The organism is Clostridium sp. AF15-41, from assembly GCF_003604095.1.
Classification (GTDB): Bacteria; Bacillota; Clostridia; order Lachnospirales; family Lachnospiraceae; genus Coprococcus.
In genome coordinates, this window is record NZ_QTMQ01000002.1 from 36,302 (window position 1) to 57,711 (window position 21,410).

Below are 21,410 nucleotides of genomic sequence, written 5' to 3' on the forward strand. Positions count from 1 at the left end.
GGAAGTGTGTTGAAGAATATAAGAAAGAATAAAAAGAAGAAAAATGAAAGTTCTATTATCGGACGTCTTCGGAGGTGGTTTTATCACGGCAGATTTATAGGTTTTGATATTCAGTCGATCATTATGACGGTGCTTACTGCCCTGACGATCATTACAACAGTTATCATGGGTCTGCTGTTGTATAATCGTTTTAAGATGGCGATTAAGCAGACAGCGGTCACGAATACGGAAAATATGGTGGAAAATACTGTTGAAAAGCTGGATGCAGATCTGTTAAATGTGCGTCAGATCACGAATGCGGTGAATTATAATATTATTCAGGAATATGATATTTCCAGCCGGGATTTTAACCGGCAGTTCAGTCTGTTATATGAGATCAATGCCGATAAGATCCAGAGTATGGCGCTATATGATGATAAAGGGAATCTTCTTACGGCAGAACCGGTCACGGTACAGAAGGATGCTGTGGAACCGTCGGAGCAGGACTGGTATCAGGATGCAGAGGAAGATATCGAGAATATTCATTTCTCTATACCGCATATCCAGAATCTGTTTGTCGATGGCACATATCGATATTACTGGGTTGTATCTCTCAGCCGTTCGGTTGATATCAACGATGGTGAGCAGCCGGGAAGTGGTGTCCTTCTGGTCGATATGAAATATTCGGTGATAGAGGATACATTGGCACGGATCAACGATGCGTCAAATGGCATCTATTATTACCTGTGCAACCGTGATGGTCAGATGATCTATCATCCGCGCGGAACCGATATGGACAGAGGATATTTCAAAGAAGAATACAGGGATGCAGCAACCTATGAGGATGGAACATATGAACTTACAGTCAATGGCAGGACAAGCAATGTGATCGTAAACAGTGTTGCTTATACCGGATGGAAGGTGGTCGGTGTAGTTCCGGAAAGTGTACAGATCGCGAGCATCAACCGGTTCCGGTATTATATCATTACAACGGTTATCATTCTTATGATGATGCTTTTAGGGGTGAACCGTATTATTTCGAAGAAGATATCCAGGCCGATTCTGAAGTTAAATGAATCAGTCAAAGCATATGAGGCAGGTGGTCCGACAGATATCTACATCGGTGGATCGTCCGAGATCCGTCATCTGGGATATTCCGTTCAGAAATCCTATGAACAGATCGAAGCTTTGATGCAGGAGATCATACGGGAACAGACGGAACGAAGAAAGAGTGAGATGGATGCGCTGCAGAGCCAGATCAATCCGCATTTCCTCTACAATACCCTGGAATCCATCACATGGATGGTAGAAGCAAAGAAGAACCTGGATGCGGTGTTTATGATCTCAGAGCTTGCAAAGCTGCTTCGTATCAGTCTGTCAAAGGGCAGAACGGTGATCAGAATATCGGATGAGATCCAACATAGCAGAAGTTATATGAATATTCAAAAAGTTCGATATAAGGAGCGTTTTCAGATTGAATTTGATATTGATGAAGAGATTAATGAGTACTGTACAGTAAAGCTGATCGTTCAGCCGATTCTTGAAAATGCCATTTATTATGGTGTAGGGAATATGGATGAGGATGACGGCGGCAAAATCACGATCCGGGGAGAGAAAAAGGACGACGATATATATATTTCCGTAGAAGATAATGGTATGGGAATGAATGAGGACATTGTAGAGAATATATTAAAAGATAATAACAAAGTGCCAAAACATGGTTCAGGTGTCGGCCTGATCAATGTTCATTCCAGAATTCAGTTGATGTTTGGAAATGAATATGGTCTGGAGGTTTACAGTGAGCCGGACGAGGGTACAAGGATTGTGATCCACATACCGGCTATTCCATATACAGAGGAGAATCGGGAACAGCTTGAAACACAGAATTATAGAAAGGGGAGAGTGACAGATGAAGAGAAATAGAATTACTTTCCTTATAGCAGAGCTGATCCTGGTTGCCATTGCCGGCATATTTATCAACCGGATCTTTCGGGAAGATAATCCACAGAAACGTGTGGCAGTTATTCTTCCGGATTCCGGTAATACCAGATGGGAAGGTCTGGTTAATGGACTGAAGCAGTCTGCGCAGGTAAATAACATTCATTTGATCATCTGTAATACAGATGAGATCGTAAGTGCAGATGATGAAAAAGAGCTGATCGATGAACAGCTTGAAAATGATGTGGATGCATTTATCATCTGTCCTGCTCCCGGAACAGATACAAAAGATATGCTTGCGTCTTTGCAGGCGGAGAAAGAGACCTTTGTTCTGATAACGGAGGATGCATATATGGCAGATGACACAGAATCGACCGGATTTGTAACGATAAAGCCGGATAACTATCAGATCGGCTACACTCTCGGCAGGCAGATCATAAAAAATGATACAGATAAGCAGGCAGGCAAGAAGGTCGGAGTGATTGTCGGACAGGCAGAGACTGAGGCAAGTGTCAGCCGTGTAAAGGGACTTACCGATGCACTTGCAGGATATAACTGTGAGCTTGCCTGGACGTATAATCAGAATAGCGGTAAAGATACCTGTAAGGCGGTGGATTCCCTGGAAGCGGTGGATTATATAGCAGCTATGGATACAGAAGCTCTTGATACACTCGGTGAAAATGCTGAAAATGGGTATTATAAAGGGGCAGAGATATATGGGGTAGGTACAAGCATGAAATCCGTTGCCCTGCTTGATTACAACAAGATTAAATGCCTTGTTGTACCGGATGGGTACAGCATCGGTTATGAGAGTGTAAATGAGATTGCAAAGGAACTTGGACGACCATTATATACATTAAAAAGTCATGAAGAAGCGATACGGGTAATCTATAAGGATGACCTGTTTTCGGAAGAGACAGAAAGGTTTTTATATTCGTATGAATAGAAAGAAAACAAGAAAAATAATAGCTTGTATATGCATATTGGCAGTTATGATGTCTCTGGTATCCTGCGACAGCAGGAAAAGTCAGAAAGACAGAACTCTGCGGGTCGGCGTTGTTACATATACGCCGGATGATCCGTTTATCAACGCGATGACAGATATATTGAAGGAGGATCTGAAAGCATTAGAAGCAAGTGATATGAAGGTTATCGTATCAGTCAGAAGCGGAGATAACAGTCAGCAGGAACAGGATGAAGTGGTGGAGGAAATGATCGATGCCGGATGCGATGTACTTTGTGTAAATCTGGTCGATCGAACTGCTCCGTCAAATATTATAAGACTCGCAAGACAGAATAATATTCCGGTGATTTTCTTTAACAGAGAGCCGGTAAGAGAGGATCTGCTGCAATGGGATAGGCTGTATTATGTTGGATGTGATGCAGCACAGTCCGGCGAGATGCAGGGTGAGATTGCTGCGGAATATATAAAGAATCATCCGGAGGTGGATCGCAATCAGGATGGTAAGATCCAGTATGTACTCTTAGAAGGTGAAGCCGGACATCAGGATGCGATCAGCCGGACAGACTGTTCGGTAAAGACCATTCTTGAAAATGGTGTGAAGCTTGAGAAACTGACCTATCAGTTTGCAGACTGGAACCGCGCACAGGCAGAGAACCGAATGAGCCGGTTGATCAGTCAATATGGGGATCAGATAGAAATGCTTATTTCCAATAATGATGAGATGGCACTCGGTGCAGTCGAGGCTTATAAGAATGCCGGATATATGCAGAGTGATTATCCGGTCATCTTTGGTATCGATGGATTAGATGATGCGCTGGAAGCTGTTCGGCTTGGCACTATGCAAGGAACTGTCTATAATGACAGAGAAGCTCAGGCGAGAAAGATTGCACTGATTGCAGTAGCCTTGTTCCGTGGAAATGATGTGAGCATATTAGGACTTGAGGATGAACGGTATTATATGGCACAGTACCGTAAGGTCGATGTCAATAATGTGGATGAGTTTTTGAAAAAATAACTATGCAGCAGGAGGTTTGCAGGTATGCAGGATATATGGATTGAATCTTTTTATAATGAAATTGATGCTGAGAAACGACAGGCATTTCTAAAAGAACATACAGGAGATCCAAAGGACGAATTGGACGCATTTCGAGAGAAGCTCTGGATTGCCCGGTATGGCAAACGAAAACCAAAGAATGATGCATTTGTGGGCTATCTGATGCAGATGAAATATATCGCAGAAGGTGGCGGCATGAGCCTTGGCGCACAGAAAAGAAAGCAGGCTGCGGAAGTTCTGACAGGTTTATTCCTCGGAAACTATGACAATCTGGATATCGAGAAGCAGGAAATGATATTTTATGAGATTAAAAATGCTTTCCTGAAGCTGATCGGTGTCAGCAAGAACGGACGTGGATTTACTTCTGTTGTATTTGGCATGGGGCAGTTATCCGATGAAAGTGTAGCAAAGAAGATCGCAGATCAGATCAGTACGATCGCATTTGCCACACCGCACATGCTTCATATGGATAAGGAGTTTGCGGTATTCCGGCAGGCGGCACTTGAGGCCTTTCGACAGGAATTCCCGAACCGGGAGCATTTTCTGAAGAAGTAGGGGTGTAGAATAGTTTGCTGCATTATAAAAACTTGTTTGTTTAGCTTGAACAAACAAGTTTTTTGCGGTATGCTCAATTTAAGAAAAAGATGAGCACTAATTTATCAGAATAAAGTATTTCTTTTTCGTGCATGATTTATAAGAATATGTTTATATTAGATACAAAATTAATTTGTAAATATAATACGGAATATTTTGAAGGAGTGATTATTATGGGAGCTTATGCAACAGTAAATCAGTCGGAATATATAAGGAATATGAAAAAAAATCAGGAGGATGTCCGTGATATGGTGTTGGATAGTTATCAGGACATGCAGGATGGAAAAGGACGAGATTACAAAGAATTTTTTTCAGAATTAGAAAGCAGGTATCACATTTCGGATGTATAAGGTAATGATTTTGCCATTGGCGGAGCAGGATATTATTCAAAATACAGATTATATAGCGTATGAGAAGAAAGCACCAGAGACAGCAGTCAAATTAGCGCAGGGATTGAGAAAAGCAATTGCAGATCTTGAATTTATGCCAATGCAGCATGAGGTGGATGAAGACGAAGAGTTGGCAGAAAAAGGAATTCGAAAGTGTTACTATAAAAATTATAAGATTTTCTTTTTTATAGATCTGAAGCGAGAAACGGTTTATATTTTGCGTGTGTTACATATGTTGGTAGATGCGAAAACGATATTGTTAAATATGCGGTTGTAAAAAGAGAGTTATATGGCAAAAAAGCCAGATAAACATTAATTATTGTGTTTATCTGGCTTTTTAATGATTCATTATGCATTTTCCTGCGTAGCAGCACCCTCATATACGGCTTCATTCGTAAGTTCAATGCCGAGCTTCTTGAAGGTTGTCATATCGACAGCAGAGAGGATCGATGATACATGGAGCTGGCAGCCGGACAGCTTTGGAAGCTGTTCCAATGCATGCTTTGCATTTGGATCGGAGACAGCGCACATGGATAATGCGATCAGAACTTCGTCGGTATGAAGACGAGGATTCTTGCTGCCGAGGTATCCGGTCTTTAAGTGCTGGATCGGTTCGATGAAGGTACGTGAGATCAGATGCGTGTTCTTATCAATGTTCCCAAGTACCTTAATTGCATTTAACAATACGGCAGATGCAGGACCGAGCAGATCGGAAGTGGAACCGGTAACGATCGTTCCGTCCGGCAGTTCTAAGGCTGCGGCGGCGGAACCATTTTCCTGTGCAAGGTTATTTGCAACCGGAACAACAGCACGATCATTGACTGTGATCTTCGCCTGCTTCATGATAAGTTCCTGTTTGTATACTTCGTCTTTGGTCGCTTCGTCTTTGACGAAACGGTTCAGAGACTGGTAATATCGTCTGATAATTTCCTGCTTGGATGCTTCTCTGCAGGCTTCGTCGTCAATGATGCAGTTTCCCGCCATATTTACACCCATATCGGTCGGGGATTTGTATGGACAGTAACCATAGATTCCTTCGAACATGGAAGCCAGAACCGGATAGATCTCGATATCACGATTGTAGTTGACGGTTGTTTCCCCATAAGCTTCCAGATGGAAAGGATCGATCATATTGACATCGTTTAAGTCTGCGGTAGCAGCTTCATAAGCCAGATTGACCGGATGCTTAAGTGGGATATTCCAGATCGGGAAAGTCTCAAATTTGGCATAGCCGGCCTTGATGCCACGCTTGTTCTCATGGTAGAGCTGTGACAGACAGGTCGCCATCTTGCCGCTTCCCGGACCCGGTGCGGTAACAATGACAAGCGGACGGGTTGTCTCTACATACTCATTTTTTCCATAGCCTTCATCACTTACGATATAGTCAATGTTATTCGGATAACCATCGATGGAATAGTGATGGTAGACCTTGATGCCGATCGCTTCCAGTTTCTTCTGGAAAATATCGGCGGATGGCTGTCCGGCATATCGTGTGATAACCACGCTGCTGACATACAGCCCTTTCTTTTTATATACGTCGATCAGACGGATAACATCCTGATCGTATGTGATTCCCAGATCGTGACGGATCTTGTTGCGCTCGATATCAGCGGCATTGATCGAGATGATCATTTCTGCCTGATCTGCAAGCTGTAAGAGCATCTGTAATTTGCTGTCCGGTGCAAATCCCGGAAGCACGCGGGAGGCATGATAGTCGTCAAATAATTTGCCACCGAATTCCAGATACAGTTTATCTCCAAATTGTTCGATACGTTCCCTGATGTGTGCGGACTGCATGGACAGGTACTTGTCATTGTCGAAGCCAATGCGTTTCATTTTTTGAAATTCTCCTTCGTAAATTAATCAATATACGGTGGACACTTAAGAAAATGAAGTGCCCTATAAGAGAATACCACAGAGAGGGGAGAAAATATAGAGAAAATTTACTCAAGGCTTCGATTTTCCCCAATATCCTTCTATAGCTTCCTGATTTAATCCTTCGCCGATGACGATCAGGATGGCTTGTCCATTTGGAATCGGCGCAATCTCGGTTTTCTGGTGTGTGACGTTGATGGATATCCAGCTTCCATCAGCGAGCTTCTGGAACCCTTTAATCCGGAAAACCTTACCACAGGCTGGATCGTGCAGGATTTTCTGGCAGCTTTCTTTTAAGAAATCCTCTGTAAAATCCATATTCATGAAGTACAGACTGTCGTAGGTCTGTTTGTCGTCAAACCAGAGTTTCGTATAATTGGCATCCTGATAGCCGGATGAGAGGATCGCTTTATAGTCTTCATCGGTCAGATCTTTCCAGTCTTTTTCCAGAACGACCTGCTTTGGTGTGGACTTAGAGTGCAGAATGTCAAATGACTGTTTTACATAATCTTTGGTAGAGGCTAACTGTTCCGGTGTGACTTCCTGTGAATGACTGTATAAGACAGTGCCGGCCTGTGCCACCTGAGAAGCCAGAAGATAACGGGAAGCTTCGGAGAGATTCTGCTCCAGTGTGGCATCAATGATCGTGATAACATTTCCAATCGTGTACCAGCGGTCAAGCGGATCTTCGTGCAGGACATCGAAGAATTCATCCATATCGAAGATGCCGGATGGCTCTACCAGAACGCGGTCATAGCCACACATTCCCATTGCGATCAGCTTGGTTTTGAATCGTCTGCGGTGACAGTCGGCATCACAACCGCCGGCAACCATTTCTAGTGTACAGTTATCACCAAGGATATCCTGTAACAGCATGGCATCGACATTGACTGCACCAAAATCATTTTCAAGAATGCCGATATTTAAGCCCTGATCGATCAGGTATTTAGCATATTTCCTTATAAAAGTAGTTTTACCGGAACCTAAGAATCCGGTGATCAAATCTATCTGAATCATAAAAATCACCTCTTGCTGTATTTGCAGATGATATTCGTGTGTGCATTCGTAACCTATATGTTATTTGTGTATCTTAACTTGCCAATACAGGGGCATTTGAGGTCGCCGGTACTTGATGGCACATAAGTGGCATCTTAGTACCGCTGCAGACCTAACTGAGACCTTACCGAGGTTTATCCGAGGTTAGTTCGAAGTTACACAGCGGGAAAACGAGCGGAAGCGTCCCCTGATTGGGAATGTTAAGGATACACAAATATAGAAGTAGATAAGTGCACACACGAATACCATCTGCAATCACATTCTAGCACAGGCGGGGGAAAAAGAAAATCGAAGGAATGGGAAAAAGTTATCTTGTCTGAATCCTATCCATAAGGTATAGTAACCTTATCACGAAATAAACGGAAAAGGGTAAGACGAATGATTTTAAATGTAGAAAATTTGACACATGGTTTTGGAGACAGAGCCATTTTCAATAATGTATCTTTCCGGCTGCTTGCCGGTGAACATATCGGACTGGTTGGAGCAAATGGTGAAGGTAAAAGTACCTTTATGAATATTGTGACAGGAACACTTGCGCCGGATGAAGGTAAGGTGGAATGGAACAAGCATGTGCGTGTTGGCTATCTGGATCAGCATGCGGTGCTGGAAAAGGGAATGACGATCGAATCTGTGCTGAAGTCAGCATTTTCCTATCTGTTTGAGATGGAGGAGAAGATCAACCAGATTTATGATAGCATGGCGGATGCAACGGATGATGAGATCATGGAAATGATGGAGGAAGTCGGCACGCTGCAGGATCTTCTGACAAATCATGATTTCTATATGATCGATGCCAAGACGGAACAGGTAGCGAGAGCGCTGGGGCTTCTGGAACTTGGACTGGATCATGACGTAACAGATCTGAGCGGTGGTCAGCGTACCAAGGTTTTGCTTGCAAAGCTGTTACTTGAGAAGCCGGAGATTCTGTTGCTTGATGAGCCGACAAACTATCTGGATGCAGAACATATCGAATGGCTGAAACGGTATCTGCAGGAGTATGAGAACGCATTCATCCTGATCAGCCATGATATTCCATTTTTAAATGATGTCGTAAATATCATCTATCATATGGAGAATCAGGAGTTGAACCGCTATGTCGGCAACTATGACAAATTCTTAGAAGTATACGAGGCGAGAAAGGCACAGCAGGAGGCTGCTTACCGGAAACAGCAGCAGGAGATCAGTGAATTGAAGGATTTCGTTGCCAGAAATAAAGCGCGTGTTGCCACAAGAAATATGGCGATGTCCAGACAGAAGAAGCTGGACAAGATGGATGTGATAGAACTTGCCAGGGAACGCCCAAAGCCGGAATTTTATTTTAAGGAAGCGAGAACACCGGGCAAGATGTTATTTGAAACTGAGGATCTGGTGATCGGATATGACAAACAGGCGCCGCTTTCCAAACCGATCAATCTTCGGATGGAGCGTGGAGAAAAGATCGCGATCGTTGGTACAAATGGTATAGGAAAGAGTACGCTGCTTAAGAGTTTGCTTGGAATCATCAAGCCGATATCCGGTACGGTGCATCTGGGTGATTATCTGTATAAAGGTTATTTTGAACAGGAAATGGCTGGGACAGAGAATACCTGTCTGGAGGAAATCTGGCAGGAATTTCCGGGATTTTCACAGTATGAGGTGCGATCGGCACTTGCCAAATGCGGACTGACAACCAAGCATATCGAGAGTAAGGTTAAGGTATTAAGCGGTGGTGAGCAGGCAAAGGTACGCCTGTGTAAACTGATCAATCAGGAGACGAATCTGTTGATCCTCGATGAGCCGACAAACCATCTGGATGTGGATGCAAAGGACGAATTGAAGCGGGCATTGAAAGACTATCACGGTTCGGTTTTGTTAGTCTGCCATGAGCCGGAGTTCTATTCAGATATCGTGACAAAGGTGTGGAATCTGGAAGAGTACAGTGTGTTGACACTGTAATAAAGAAATAAATTTATAATCATGAGGTGTAGACTGTCTATAATCGGATGGGAATATAGACGGCATGAATATGCTGACAGAGATAATACTGAATGACAAAGTGACAAATGAAAATATCCGGGTACAGGTTATAAGATCCGGGAGAAAAAGTCTCGGCCTGGAGGTGCGACCGGATGGAACGGTACTTGCAAGGATTCCGGCGAGATTATCTGACCGGGAATTAAAAGCATTTATAGAGAAACAACAGGATTGGATCTTAAAGAAGGTGGATCAGGTAAAAAAGCGTGCGGATGCACGAACGAAAATTAAGGTTCCATCTATGGATGCGTTATCAGATGCAGAGATTCAGAAGATCAAGGATAAGATAGCAGATCGGGTAAAGTATTATTGTGCGGTTATGCAGGTGACAGTTGGGCGCATCACGATCCGCAACCAGAAGACCAGATGGGGAAGCTGCAGCAGTGCCGGAAATGTGAATTTTAATTATCAGTTATATTATCTGCCGGATGAATTACTTGACTATGTGGTAGTGCATGAACTGGCGCACAGACGACATATGAATCATTCCAAAGAATTCTGGTCAGAGGTAGCGCGGTATTGCCCGGACTATAGAGCGAGACGGAAGCAGTTAAAAGAATATCAACTGGCGAATTAAAAATTGAAATGTAAAGGAAGTTTAATATGGGATTATTTCGAAAAAAGAAAGAGCAGGCATCATATGATAGTCAGAGTAAACGACCGGTCATCAAATGCAGTATCTGCACCGGTGAACAGGTCGCTGGTTTTCAGGATATTCATAACGGGATATTTGAAGATATCATGTTGATCCGTGGAAAAGAAGATCTGAAAGTCTTCCGGAAAAAATATGGAATCCCGCAGGATGCGGAGATTCCAAAGATATATTGATTTTCTTTCATGTTTTCAATATGATCGCCGAGTGTAACCCCGTTTTTGTTTATATCGATGCCTTTAATACCCATAATAGTTCCTCCTGAAAAATTAGTTCCTATATTATCTATAATACAGAGTTCATAACAAATAGTAAGAAGGAGTTTAACAGTGACACAGGAAAATTTAGTAAGATTTGAGTTTCGAAATATTAAAAAGAATGAAGCAGAGCAAACAGCAGAGATCGAACGGATCTGTTTTCCTCCGAATGAGGCCTGTACTCCGGAGATGATGCATTTGCGTGTGGAGAAAGTGCCGGAAATGTTTCTGGTTGCGGTAGATAAAGCAACAGGTAAGATTGCCGGATTTATTAATGGTCTGTCTACAAATGAAACGGTTTTGCGTGATGAATTTTTTCAGAATGCAGATCTGTATGATCCTGCCGGAAAAAATGTAATGATCCTTGGTGTTGATGTTTTGCCGGAATATCGCAGGATTGGGCTGGCTTCCGAGATGATGGAATGTTATAAGAACAGGGAAAGACAGAATGGACGAAAGCGACTGATCCTTACCTGTCTGGAATCCAGGGTTGCCATGTACCAGAAGATGGGATACGAGGATAACGGCATGTCGGTTTCTTCGTGGGGCGGCGAACAGTGGCATGAGATGACGTGTAAACTGGGAAAGGGTATCCCGGAGGCGATTGCAAAGACAACGTTGGAGCTTGGATAAGGAGAAAGAATATGTATACATTAGAAGCAGCCAGAAAATATGAAAAAGAATATGAAGTTGATGCTGATAAAAGACCGTTATTTCATGTGACACCACCGATCGGCTGGATGAATGATCCCAATGGATTTTCAGTATATAAGGGACAAATCCATTTGTTTTATCAATATCATCCATATAGCAATGTATGGGGACCGATGCATTGGGGGCATCAGGTAAGTGAAGATATGATAAGTTGGAAGCAGTATCCGACGGCACTTGCACCGGATAAGGAATACGATGAGGAAGGATGCTTTTCCGGTTCGGCAGTTATGACAAATCTTGGACATGTGTTGTTTTATACAGGAGTCAGTAAAGATAAGAATGGTGGCTGCAATCTTCAGAATCAGTGTATGGCAGTTGGAGATGGTGTAGGTTATAAGAAGCTGAAGAACAATCCTGTTCTCACAGGGGCGGTGATGCCGGAGGGATTCAGCCATATTGATTTCAGAGATCCGAAGGTATGGGAAGAAGATGGTATTTACTATATGCTGACCTGCAGCCGGGATGCTCAGAATAAAGGAATGATCGCGTTATTTTCAAATTCTGAAATACATCAATATCTGGAAAAAACAGAGCTTACCGAACAGGAGACAGAAGCCTTTGAGAAAGCAGCAGGTTGTTGGAAATATGAAGGTGTATTTGCAGAGCACATGGAACGGTTAGGAAGCGTATGGGAATGTCCGGATTATTTCAGGTTGGACGGAAAAGATGTGCTGTTGTTTTCACCACCTGATGTACAGGCGCAGGGAAATGAACTGCATAATGGTAATAATGCGATCTATGTTGTTGGAACATATGATCATGCAAAAAAGCAGTTTCAAATGGGGCAGCCACATACACTTGATAAAGGTCTGGATTTTTATGCATCACAGACGACAGAACTTCCGGATGGAAGGAGAATCTTGATCGCATGGATGCAGTCATGGCATAATTCATTTATCCCGGATGGACAGGGGTGGCAGGGCATGATGACAATCCCAAGAGAATTATATCTGTCAGATGGCAGGATCATCCAGAAACCTGTGAAAGAACTGGAGCAATATCGGGTTCGGCCGGTTTCCTATTCGAATGAAAAGGTAGAAGGCGGGCAGAACTTTGATGGGATAAAGGGAAGAACGCTGGATATGACAGTAACAATAAAATCCGGTGAATTTCAGGAGTTTTATATTGATGTAGCAAAAGATGCAGAGCATTATACCAGAATTACATATAACAGAAGAAAACGGGAGATCGAAGTTGACCGGACATTTGCAGGAATGAACCGGGATGTAGTCTGCATCAGGCGGGCAGAGGTAGAATCGGAAGCAGAACGGATAACATTACGGTTTATTCTTGACCGCAATTCGGTAGAACTGTTTGTGAATGACGGAGCGTTGTCAATGAGTACAACAATTTATACGCCGCAGACAGCAGATGGCATTTCGTTTTTCTGTGATGGAAATGCGATAATCGATATAGAAAAGTTCGATATTGAGATTCCGATGAACAGATAAATTCTGATACCGGTTATAGATATAGTAATCTGAAATACCGACAATGCAATGAATTTATTTGACGGATAAACCAGATGTAGTATAATAAACATGACCATTCGTTTAGAAATAAGTGCGGCATTTGCCGTATTACCCATGACTCTTTTTTCTATTGCGTAGGCAGAGCGGAGCTTTCAGGAGGTAGCGGATGGTCTTTTTATGTATATAGATCAGACAGGAGGAAGCACTACAATGAAGATGATATCGTGGAATGTGAACGGAATTCGCGCATGTGTTGGAAAGAATTTTATGGATTTCTTTAAAGAGGCAGATGCAGATATTTTTTGTATTCAGGAATCAAAAATGCAGGAAGGACAGCTTCAACTGGAGCTTCCGGGTTATTATCAATATTGGAATTATGCAGAGAAAAAGGGATATTCCGGAACTGCTATTTTCGCAAAGAAAGAGCCGTTGTCAGTGGCATATGGAATCGGTATAGAAGAACACGACCATGAGGGACGAGTCATCACACTCGAATATGATAATTTTTATATGGTCACTGTATATACGCCAAATTCACAGAATGAGCTTGCCAGACTGGACTATCGTATGAAGTGGGAGGATGATTTCAGAGAGTATCTGAAGCAGTTGGAACAGACAAAGCCGGTGGTAGTATGTGGGGATATGAATGTGGCACATACAGAGATCGATCTGAAAAATCCAAAGACCAATCGTAAGAACGCCGGATTTACAGATGAGGAAAGAGAAAAATTCAGTACCCTGCTTGACAGTGGATTTGTTGATACGTTTCGTTTTTTTAATCCGGACGCAGAAGGCATTTATTCCTGGTGGTCTTACCGTTTTAAGGCAAGAGAGAAGAATGCCGGATGGCGGATCGACTATTTTTTGACCTCAAAGGTTCTGGAATCCAGACTTGTGGATGCAAAGATCCATACAGAGGTGTTGGGTTCCGATCATTGTCCGGTAGAACTTGATATTGACCTGTAATGGTACCATTTATAAGAATAAATGCATACTAACAGGCGAAAGCAAAGATTACAGCACTTGCGGGTGTAGAAGAATAGAAAAAATGATAAAAGGAGAAATTATATATGCCAGTTTTTGATTTCAGTGATAAACCGGTAAAGAATGAGGATACGGTTTGTACCTATACGGCATTTCAGTCAAATGCAAAGGAAAAGACACCGGAGGAACCGATTCTGGTGTTAGATAACAGTGAGAGACAGTGGATCCATCATGCGCTGGGCGTTTTTACAAATCCGGCAAAGCGTACTACTTTTGAATTCAAGGAAAATGGGGAGACATTTTCAGCAGATATTTTAAAGATTGATTCCAGATTTGTCAGTCTGATCAAATGGCTGGGAGAAAATCATATCAGTGTACGTCTGTCCGGTAAAAATCTGGAAGACGGATATGCAGTATACAGAATCCGAGAGACAGCATTTGGTGGCGGAACCAAGTTATCTGCGGCAGATGGATTTTTACAGTTTATGATCGAACGACTGCTTGCAAGTACAGCATCAGAGGAAGTCGAGGAGGATGACGATGCAGACGAGGAAGGCGACGATATGAAGCTGACCAGTCTTCAGAGCATTTCTGATTTTATGACATGTGCGGGCAGAACGATGCCGGATAATATCCGTCTCTGGGCGAGAAGAAATCTTGCTGTTGCCAGATCAAATGAGGTGTCACCGGAGGAGCGTCGTCATGCACAGAGAGCACTCTCGATCATGATGAATATTCAGTGGAAGAGCAATTATTTTGAAGCGATCGATCCGGTTGAAGCAAGACGGATCCTGGATGAAGAATTATATGGAATGGAACGTGTAAAGCAGAGGATCATGGAGACGGTTATCCAGATCAACCGAACTCATACCCTTCCTGCTTATGGACTTCTGTTGGTCGGACCTGCCGGTACCGGAAAATCACAGATCGCGTATGCGGTTGCCCGTATTCTGAAACTGCCATGGACAACCCTTGATATGAGTTCGATCAATGATCCGGAGCAGCTTACAGGAAGCTCCAGAATCTATGCAAATGCAAAGCCGGGTATCATCATGGAAGCATTCTCGATCGCAGGAGAATCCAATCTGGTATTTATTATCAATGAGCTTGATAAGGCTGCATCAGGAAAGGGAAATGGAAATCCTGCGGATGTACTTCTGACTTTGCTTGATAATCTTGGATTTACAGATAACTATATGGAGTGTATGATCCCGACCGTTGGCGTATATCCGATCGCAACGGCAAATAATAAAGAAGATATCAGTGCGCCATTGATGTCACGTTTTGCGGTTATCGACATACCGGATTATACCTTTGAAGAAAAAAAGATCATTTTCAGTAAATTTGCATTGCCAAAGGTATTGAAGCGGATCGGTCTGAAAGAGAATGAATGTATCATCACAGAGGATGGTCTGGATGCGGTCATTGAAGAATTCAAGAATACCTCCGGTATCCGTGATCTGGAGCAGGCAGCCGAGCATCTGGCAGCAAATGCACTTTACCGGATCGAGGTAGATCATGTACCACAGGTGACATTTGATGCGGAAGGCGTAAGACATTTATTCCTATAGGAGAGAATGTTGCCGGACGGCTGTTTTTAGTTAAATGAAAATGGAGCGTAAGTAAAAATGATAAAATTAGTAGCAAGTGACGTGGATGGAACTCTTGTTCCTGACGGAACATTTGAGATCAATCCTGAGATCTATGATGTAATAAAGGCATTAAAAGAAAAGAATATAACTTTTGTAGCAGCAAGCGGCAGGCAGTATGCGAGCTTGAAAAAGTTATTTGCACCGGTTGCAGATCAGATCTTATATATCCCGGATAATGGCGGATTTGTCAGAGGAAGCAAGGGCGAAACATGGCTCAAACGTCCGATGGAGAAAGACCTGATCCGTGCGATCGTGGAGGATGCAGAGAAGCTGCCGGATGTAGAGCTGTTGCTCTGTGGAAGGGATTATGCCTATGTTGGAAGCGAGGATGGACGACTGTATAACTGGATGCGGGAAGCATATCGCTATGAGATCAAGGCAGTGCCGGATCTTACCGATATTAATGATGATATCGTGAAGATCTCGATATTTCACCCGGAGGATGCAGAGCGGATCGTAAAAGACTGGTTTTATGACAAATGGAAGGATACCATTCTACTGGCACCTGCCGGAGTTTACTGGGTAGACTGTTCGGAACCATCGATCAACAAGGGAAGTGCATTACAGTTTCTGCTTGATAAATATGAGATCAAACCGGATGAAGTTATGGTATTTGGTGATAATATCAATGACCTTGGTATGCTTGCCTGTGCAAAGGAAAGCTATGCGATCGGAAGTGCCAGAGATGAGGTAAAGCAGGCAGCAGCCCATGTAGCAGATACGATGCGCAATCAGGGTGTGATCAAGGTATTAAAAGAGAAGCTGTTACGATAACAGGCAGCAGCTATGAAAAGAAAACATACAGAACAGGAAAAAGAATTGTATCAGAAAAAAGGAGTGAAGCCTGATGGCATGTACAACGATATTAGTTGGAAAGAAGGCATCCTATGATGGATCAACGATCATTGCCAGAAACGATGATTCAGGATCCGGTCATTATATGCCGAAGAAATTTGTAGTCGTAGAACCGGAAGAACAGCCGAAGATCTACCGTTCGGTTCTGGCACATCTGGAAATTCCGCTTCCGGAAGAAGCGATGCGCTATACATCGATGCCCAATGCAATCGATGGGGAAGGCATCTGGGCAGCAAGCGGTGTAAATGCAGCCCATGTTGCAATGACAGCGACCGAAACCATTACATCGAATCCGAGAGTGCTCGGCGCAGATCCTCTGGTCGAGTATCAGCCGGCAGAGAACGGAAACGAAGAAATGCCGGGCGGAATCGGAGAAGAAGATATCGTCTGTCTCGTACTTCCATATATAAGAAGTGCGAGAGCAGGTGTAGAACGTCTTGGCAGTCTGCTTGAAACGTACGGAACCTACGAGATGAATGGAATCGCATTCCAGGATCAGGATGAGATCTGGTGGATGGAAACGATCGGAGGACATCACTGGATCGCGAAAAAAGTGCCGGATGATGTCTATGTTGTGATGCCGAATCAGTTCGGCATGGATGTATTTGATATGAAGGATGCACTAACGGATCAGAACGCACATATGTGCTCAAAAGATCTGCCGGAATTTATCGAGAAGAATCATCTGGATCTGACTATTAGAAGAAGCACAGAACGTAAGGCCGAAGATGCGGATCTGCCATTTGGCAGATTCATTAATCCAAGAGAGATATTTGGGAGTCATGATGATTCGGATCATGTCTACAATACGCCAAGAGCATGGTTTATGGAGCGGTATCTGAATCCGAAGACCTACCGCTGGGATGGTGAAAATGCAGATTACACACCGGTATCGGACGACATTCCATGGAGTCTGATTCCGGAGCATAAGGTGACGATGGAGGATGTCAAATATGTGTTGTCCGCGCATTATCAGGGAACACCATATGATCCATATCTCCCATATGGAGATAAGAAGATGGCAGGTGCATATCGTTCCATCGGTATTAACCGGACTGATTTCATGTCTGCGATCCAGATGCGACCATATGGAGCAGAGGACAGTCGTGTGATCGAGTGGGTGGCATTTGCTTCAAATGCGTTTAATGTCATGGTGCCATTTTATGCAAATGTGGACACGACACCGGAATATCTGGCGAACACGACCGCTGACGTATCTACCGATAATTTCTACTGGAACAGCCGTATGATCGCAGCGATGGCAGATGCCTCTTACAGCAAGTCTCTGTTCCATATTGAACGGTATCAGGAAACTATGCTTGCGAAAGGGCATGCAGTGATCAACCGATATGATGAGCAGATAGAAAAAGAAGCAGATGCCGGTAAACGAAGCGCGCTTCGGAAGCAGGCCAATCAGGAAATGGCAGATATTCTCCGGAAAGAGACCGGTAATACGCTTTCCAAAGTCTTATATGAACTGAGTAATCAGATGAAGAATTCTTATGCGAGATCGGATGCTTAAAGCAGCGGCATAGAGAAGCAAGAAATACAGGAGAAAAAGTAGAAAATATGAAACGAGAATCATTTAAATCCCGTTTAGGATTTTTATTAGTAAGTGCAGGATGCGCGATCGGAATCGGAAATGTATGGAGATTCCCATATGTAGTAGGGGAAAATGGTGGAGGAATCTTTGTATTGTTCTATCTGTTGTTCCTTGTGGTGATGGGACTTCCGGTTCTGACGATGGAGCTTGCTGTCGGACGAGGAAGCAGAAAGAGTGCAGTTCTGGCTTATAAGGAGCTTGAAAAACCAAAGAGCAAATGGCACATTCATGGATGGTTTGCGATCCTTGGCTGTTATGTACTGATGATGTACTATACAACCGTATCCGGTTGGATGGTATCGTATTTTTATAAATTCGTAACAGGCGAATTCAAGGCTGGTATGGATGCGGATTCAACCGGATCTGTATTCTCGAATCTGCTTGCCGATCCAAAGCAGATGGGCTTCTGGATGATTCTGACGGTTATTGTCGGATTTATCGTATGCAGCCGTGGACTTCAGAATGGTCTGGAACGGATCAGTAAGATTATGATGACAGCACTGTTGGTGCTGATCGTGGTACTGGCAGTTCACAGCATTACTTTATCAGGAGCCGGTGAAGGTTTACGGTTCTACCTGATCCCAAATCTGTCAACGGTTGAGAAAGTTGGTATCGGAAATGTGATCTCCGCGGCTATGAATCAGGCCTTCTTCACTCTGAGTCTTGGTGTAGCTGCGATGGAGATCTTCGGAAGTTATATGAGCAAGGATCATGCGCTGGCAGGCGAAGGTGTCAGGATCTGTGCGCTTGATACATTTGTAGCAGTTATGTCCGGTCTTATTATCTTTCCGGCCTGCTTCAGCTATGGAGTAGAGGTCACTGCAGGACCAAAGCTGATATTTGTAACGCTGCCAAATGTATTTGTCAATATGGCAGGCGGCAGGATCTGGGGTTCTCTGTTCTTTCTGTTTATGACATTTGCAAGCTTTTCTACGGTTATCGCCGTATTTGAAAATATCATGTCATTTGCGATGGATATGTTCGGATGGAGCAGGAATAAGACAGCCATCATCAATTGCGTTATTATTCTGATCGCAAGTCTTCCTTGTGTTCTGGGATACAACGTGTGGAGTGATCTGCACCTGATCGGTGGCAGAGATGTATTAGACAGTGAGGACTTCCTGGTAAGTAATCTTCTGCTCCCACTCGGTTCGCTGATCTATCTGTTGTTCTGTGTTACGAAATGGGGTTGGGGCTTTGATAATTATATTGAGGAAGTAAATACCGGTTCCGGATTGAAAATGTCCGTAAAATTAAAACCATATTTCCAGTTTGTACTTCCTGTTCTGATCCTGATCATTCTGATTCAGGGACTGTTATAAAGAAGATTTTCAAGATAAAATATGAGAAGATATTTGGGAGATCAGACGGTATATGGATACGAAAAAATATGAAGATCAGATACCTGTAGATGAAGGCTTACAGGGAAATGAGACAATTGAAGAAGCAATCCTTGTTTTACAGCAGGAACCGACAGAAGAAATGCTTGCACATACACTTACAGTGATAAGACGGCGTGCGAGAGCAAATGGACAGTTCATTGTTGCTGTTATACCACCGGCGGGTGCGGAGAGCAGTTTGCAGATCCAGGCGATCCAGACCGAGGATGAGCGGTACTGGTGGATGGCATTTACCAGCTTTGATGAGGAGATAAAGGGCGGTGAAACCGTAATGTCAACCTTTATGGCAGATATCAGCCATCTCTTTGAAGCAGTTTTAATGACGGACGATATAGAGGGCATTATTCTGAATCCCTGGAACCGTGCATTAATGTTGGATAAGGGTCTGCTTCAGCTGATTCTTGCAGGAAAGTAGCCAAACATTAGAAAAATGCCATTTTTTGTATAAAAAGTTTAGAAAATTTAATTTTTCACAAAAACAGTTGTTTAAATTTCACAAAAATATAATGAGAAATGAAAAGAATTGTGATATAATCAGAAAGTAGTGTAGTAGTACACTACTTTTTGTTTTTTATAGGCAAGAGTCGTTTGCGGCTTCTTAGGCGTACCAATAAGATAGAGTAATAGGAGGATGGAAAGATGGCAAGATTTACGTTACCTAGAGATATTTATCATGGAAAGGATGCATTAGATGCATTAAAAACTTTTAAAGGAAAAAGGGCGATGATCTGTGTTGGCGGTGGCTCGATGAAACGCTTTGGATTTCTGGATAAAGTAGAAAAGAATCTGAAAGAGGCAGGAATGGAAGTTCAGTTATTTGAAGGCATTGAACCGGATCCGTCTGTTGAAACAGTTATGAAGGGTGCTGCTGCCATGCTGGAGTTTGAACCGGACTGGATCATAGCAATCGGCGGAGGTTCTCCGATTGATGCGGCAAAGGCAATGTGGATCAAATATGAATATCCGGACATTACATTTGAAGATATGTGTAAGGTATTTGGTATTCCGTCCCTTCGTAAAAAAGCTCATTTCTGTGCAATTTCATCTACTTCAGGAACTGCAACTGAAGTAACGGCCTTTTCAATTATCACGGATTATCAGAAGGGCATCAAATACCCGATCGCTGATTTTGAGATCACACCGGATGTAGCGATCGTTGATCCTGAGCTGGCAGAGACGATGCCGCAGAAGTTAGTTGCTCATACCGGTATGGATGCAATGACACATGCGATCGAGGCATATGTATCAACCGCAAACTGTGATTTCACAGATCCGCTTGCATTACATGCTATTAAGATGATCCAGAATGATCTGGTTGGTTCTTATAACGGAGATATGGAAAAACGTGATGCGATGCACAACGCTCAGTGCCTTGCAGGTATGGCATTCTCAAATGCGCTTCTGGGTATTGTTCATTCTATGGCACATAAAACAGGTGCAGCATTTGCGGATTATGGCGCACACATCATTCACGGTGCGGCAAATGCAATGTATCTGCCGAAGGTCATCGCATTTAATGCAAAGGATGAAACTGCAAAAGAAAGATATGGAGTGATCGCAGACTTTATGGGACTTGGCGGTGATACATTAGATGAGAAGGTAACACTTCTGATCAACTATCTGCGTAAGATGAACGATGATCTGAATATCCCACACTGTATCAAACATTATGGTGCTGACAGCTATCCGGCAGAGCAGGGCTTTGTACCTGAGAATGTATTCTTAGAGCGGTTGCCTGAGATCGCAGCAAATGCAATATTGGATGCATGTACAGGATCAAATCCAAGACAGCCGAGTCAGGAAGAGATGGAGAAACTCTTAAAGTGCTGTTATTATGATTCAGAGGTTGATTTCTAAAAGTAATTGATTTATAAGAGGTACAATACTGATATAAAATAAGAAACCAGGGTATTTTTGGAACAAATTCCGAAAATACCCTTTTAAAATGTCAGGTAAAAC

General features: G+C 43.1%; 20 protein-coding genes. 18 read left to right on the plus strand and 2 right to left on the minus strand.

All coding sequences use genetic code 11. The features are described from left to right. The first annotated feature begins 6 nt into the window (after window positions 1-6). The 6 genes from DWW43_RS01610 (at window position 7) to DWW43_RS01630 (ending at window position 5,195) form a co-directional block, all read left to right on the plus strand. Window positions 7-1,902: a sensor histidine kinase gene (locus DWW43_RS01610; protein ID WP_207665983.1), complete on the plus strand. Its 1,896-nt coding sequence runs from the start codon at window positions 7-9 to the stop codon at window positions 1,900-1,902. Continuing rightward, entirely contained in the window at window positions 1,889-2,863 is a 975-nt protein-coding gene (locus DWW43_RS01615) for a substrate-binding domain-containing protein (RefSeq protein ID WP_119962539.1), read from the plus strand. The genes DWW43_RS01610 and DWW43_RS01615 overlap by 14 nt, the downstream gene beginning before the upstream one ends. Beyond that, a complete protein-coding gene (locus DWW43_RS01620; RefSeq protein WP_119962540.1) occupies window positions 2,856-3,896 on the plus strand; it encodes a galactose ABC transporter substrate-binding protein in 1,041 nt (346 codons plus the stop codon). The genes DWW43_RS01615 and DWW43_RS01620 overlap by 8 nt, the downstream gene beginning before the upstream one ends. Window positions 3,897-3,920: 24 nt before the next feature. Beyond that, complete coding sequence (locus DWW43_RS01625) at window positions 3,921-4,490, plus strand: DUF6553 family protein (RefSeq protein WP_119962541.1); 570 nt, start codon at window positions 3,921-3,923, stop codon at window positions 4,488-4,490. Between the two features lie 212 nt (window positions 4,491-4,702). After that, on the plus strand, window positions 4,703-4,879 hold the full coding sequence (locus DWW43_RS12050; RefSeq protein WP_156782873.1) for a hypothetical protein: 177 nt from the start codon (window positions 4,703-4,705) through the stop codon (window positions 4,877-4,879). Further along, window positions 4,872-5,195 carry a type II toxin-antitoxin system RelE/ParE family toxin gene (locus DWW43_RS01630; RefSeq protein ID WP_119962542.1) on the plus strand — a complete coding sequence of 108 codons (324 nt, stop codon included), beginning with the start codon at window positions 4,872-4,874 and terminating at the stop codon, window positions 5,193-5,195. Before DWW43_RS12050 ends, DWW43_RS01630 begins: the two co-directional genes overlap by 8 nt. 71 nt (window positions 5,196-5,266) lie before the next feature. On the opposite strand, the gene DWW43_RS01635 is transcribed toward DWW43_RS01630, so the two are convergent. Then, entirely contained in the window at window positions 5,267-6,754 is a 1,488-nt protein-coding gene (locus DWW43_RS01635; protein ID WP_119962543.1) for a DUF1846 domain-containing protein, read from the minus strand. Window positions 6,755-6,865: 111 nt separating this feature from the next. Further along, window positions 6,866-7,810: a GTP-binding protein gene (locus tag DWW43_RS01640; protein WP_119962544.1), complete on the minus strand. Its 945-nt coding sequence runs from the start codon at window positions 7,808-7,810 to the stop codon at window positions 6,866-6,868. A 417-nt stretch (window positions 7,811-8,227) separates the two neighbouring features. On the opposite strand from DWW43_RS01640, the gene DWW43_RS01645 reads away from it, so the two are divergent. From DWW43_RS01645 to DWW43_RS01700, 12 genes are all read left to right on the plus strand, one after another. Beyond that, complete coding sequence (locus DWW43_RS01645; protein WP_008402300.1) at window positions 8,228-9,784, plus strand: ABC-F family ATP-binding cassette domain-containing protein; 1,557 nt, start codon at window positions 8,228-8,230, stop codon at window positions 9,782-9,784. Window positions 9,785-9,848: 64 nt separating this feature from the next. Then, complete coding sequence (locus tag DWW43_RS01650; protein WP_119962545.1) at window positions 9,849-10,439, plus strand: M48 family metallopeptidase; 591 nt, start codon at window positions 9,849-9,851, stop codon at window positions 10,437-10,439. Between the two features lie 26 nt (window positions 10,440-10,465). Beyond that, window positions 10,466-10,690 carry an aspartate dehydrogenase gene (locus tag DWW43_RS01655; protein WP_117823027.1) on the plus strand — a complete coding sequence of 75 codons (225 nt, stop codon included), beginning with the start codon at window positions 10,466-10,468 and terminating at the stop codon, window positions 10,688-10,690. 153 nt (window positions 10,691-10,843) lie between these two features. Next, window positions 10,844-11,404 carry a GNAT family N-acetyltransferase gene (locus tag DWW43_RS01660; RefSeq protein WP_119962546.1) on the plus strand — a complete coding sequence of 187 codons (561 nt, stop codon included), beginning with the start codon at window positions 10,844-10,846 and terminating at the stop codon, window positions 11,402-11,404. 11 nt (window positions 11,405-11,415) lie between these two features. Continuing rightward, window positions 11,416-12,936 (plus strand): glycoside hydrolase family 32 protein, encoded by a 1,521-nt coding sequence (locus DWW43_RS01665; RefSeq protein WP_119962547.1) that lies wholly within the window; start codon window positions 11,416-11,418, stop codon window positions 12,934-12,936. A gap of 231 nt (window positions 12,937-13,167) precedes the next feature. After that, window positions 13,168-13,923 carry an exodeoxyribonuclease III gene (locus tag DWW43_RS01670; RefSeq protein ID WP_044945919.1) on the plus strand — a complete coding sequence of 252 codons (756 nt, stop codon included), beginning with the start codon at window positions 13,168-13,170 and terminating at the stop codon, window positions 13,921-13,923. Window positions 13,924-14,027: 104 nt separating this feature from the next. Further along, on the plus strand, window positions 14,028-15,512 hold the full coding sequence (locus tag DWW43_RS01675; RefSeq protein ID WP_119962548.1) for an AAA family ATPase: 1,485 nt from the start codon (window positions 14,028-14,030) through the stop codon (window positions 15,510-15,512). Window positions 15,513-15,569: 57 nt separating this feature from the next. Continuing rightward, window positions 15,570-16,367 (plus strand): HAD family hydrolase, encoded by a 798-nt coding sequence (locus tag DWW43_RS01680; RefSeq protein ID WP_119962549.1) that lies wholly within the window; start codon window positions 15,570-15,572, stop codon window positions 16,365-16,367. Between the two features lie 73 nt (window positions 16,368-16,440). Continuing rightward, complete coding sequence (locus DWW43_RS01685) at window positions 16,441-17,970, plus strand: C69 family dipeptidase (protein WP_119962550.1); 1,530 nt, start codon at window positions 16,441-16,443, stop codon at window positions 17,968-17,970. Window positions 17,971-18,017: 47 nt separating this feature from the next. Further along, window positions 18,018-19,373, plus strand: a complete 1,356-nt coding sequence (locus DWW43_RS01690) for a sodium-dependent transporter (protein WP_119962551.1) — start codon at window positions 18,018-18,020, stop codon at window positions 19,371-19,373. Window positions 19,374-19,425: 52 nt separating this feature from the next. Beyond that, window positions 19,426-19,866 (plus strand): SseB family protein, encoded by a 441-nt coding sequence (locus DWW43_RS01695; RefSeq protein ID WP_119962552.1) that lies wholly within the window; start codon window positions 19,426-19,428, stop codon window positions 19,864-19,866. 224 nt (window positions 19,867-20,090) lie between these two features. Beyond that, a complete protein-coding gene (locus DWW43_RS01700; RefSeq protein ID WP_119962553.1) occupies window positions 20,091-21,308 on the plus strand; it encodes an iron-containing alcohol dehydrogenase in 1,218 nt (405 codons plus the stop codon). Window positions 21,309-21,410: the final 102 nt, after the last annotated feature.

Bases quoted from the DNA above. Each gene is read 5' to 3' on its own strand.
- DWW43_RS01640 (WP_119962544.1), bottom strand. From the start codon at position 7,810: ATGATTCAGATAGATTTGATCACCGGATTCTTAGGTTCCGGTAAAACT.
- DWW43_RS01685 (WP_119962550.1), top strand. From the start codon at position 16,441: ATGGCATGTACAACGATATTAGTTGGAAAGAAGGCATCCTATGATGGA.
- DWW43_RS01690 (WP_119962551.1), top strand. From the start codon at position 18,018: ATGAAACGAGAATCATTTAAATCCCGTTTAGGATTTTTATTAGTAAGT.
- DWW43_RS01700 (WP_119962553.1), top strand. From the start codon at position 20,091: ATGGCAAGATTTACGTTACCTAGAGATATTTATCATGGAAAGGATGCA.
- DWW43_RS01635 (WP_119962543.1), bottom strand. From the start codon at position 6,754: ATGAAACGCATTGGCTTCGACAATGACAAGTACCTGTCCATGCAGTCC.
- DWW43_RS01650 (WP_119962545.1), top strand. From the start codon at position 9,849: ATGAATATGCTGACAGAGATAATACTGAATGACAAAGTGACAAATGAA.
- DWW43_RS01625 (WP_119962541.1), top strand. From the start codon at position 3,921: ATGCAGGATATATGGATTGAATCTTTTTATAATGAAATTGATGCTGAG.
- DWW43_RS12050 (WP_156782873.1), top strand. From the start codon at position 4,703: ATGGGAGCTTATGCAACAGTAAATCAGTCGGAATATATAAGGAATATG.
- DWW43_RS01680 (WP_119962549.1), top strand. From the start codon at position 15,570: ATGATAAAATTAGTAGCAAGTGACGTGGATGGAACTCTTGTTCCTGAC.
- DWW43_RS01630 (WP_119962542.1), top strand. From the start codon at position 4,872: ATGTATAAGGTAATGATTTTGCCATTGGCGGAGCAGGATATTATTCAA.
- DWW43_RS01675 (WP_119962548.1), top strand. From the start codon at position 14,028: ATGCCAGTTTTTGATTTCAGTGATAAACCGGTAAAGAATGAGGATACG.
- DWW43_RS01655 (WP_117823027.1), top strand. From the start codon at position 10,466: ATGGGATTATTTCGAAAAAAGAAAGAGCAGGCATCATATGATAGTCAG.
- DWW43_RS01670 (WP_044945919.1), top strand. From the start codon at position 13,168: ATGAAGATGATATCGTGGAATGTGAACGGAATTCGCGCATGTGTTGGA.
- DWW43_RS01695 (WP_119962552.1), top strand. From the start codon at position 19,426: ATGGATACGAAAAAATATGAAGATCAGATACCTGTAGATGAAGGCTTA.
- DWW43_RS01665 (WP_119962547.1), top strand. From the start codon at position 11,416: ATGTATACATTAGAAGCAGCCAGAAAATATGAAAAAGAATATGAAGTT.
- DWW43_RS01645 (WP_008402300.1), top strand. From the start codon at position 8,228: ATGATTTTAAATGTAGAAAATTTGACACATGGTTTTGGAGACAGAGCC.
- DWW43_RS01615 (WP_119962539.1), top strand. From the start codon at position 1,889: ATGAAGAGAAATAGAATTACTTTCCTTATAGCAGAGCTGATCCTGGTT.
- DWW43_RS01620 (WP_119962540.1), top strand. From the start codon at position 2,856: ATGAATAGAAAGAAAACAAGAAAAATAATAGCTTGTATATGCATATTG.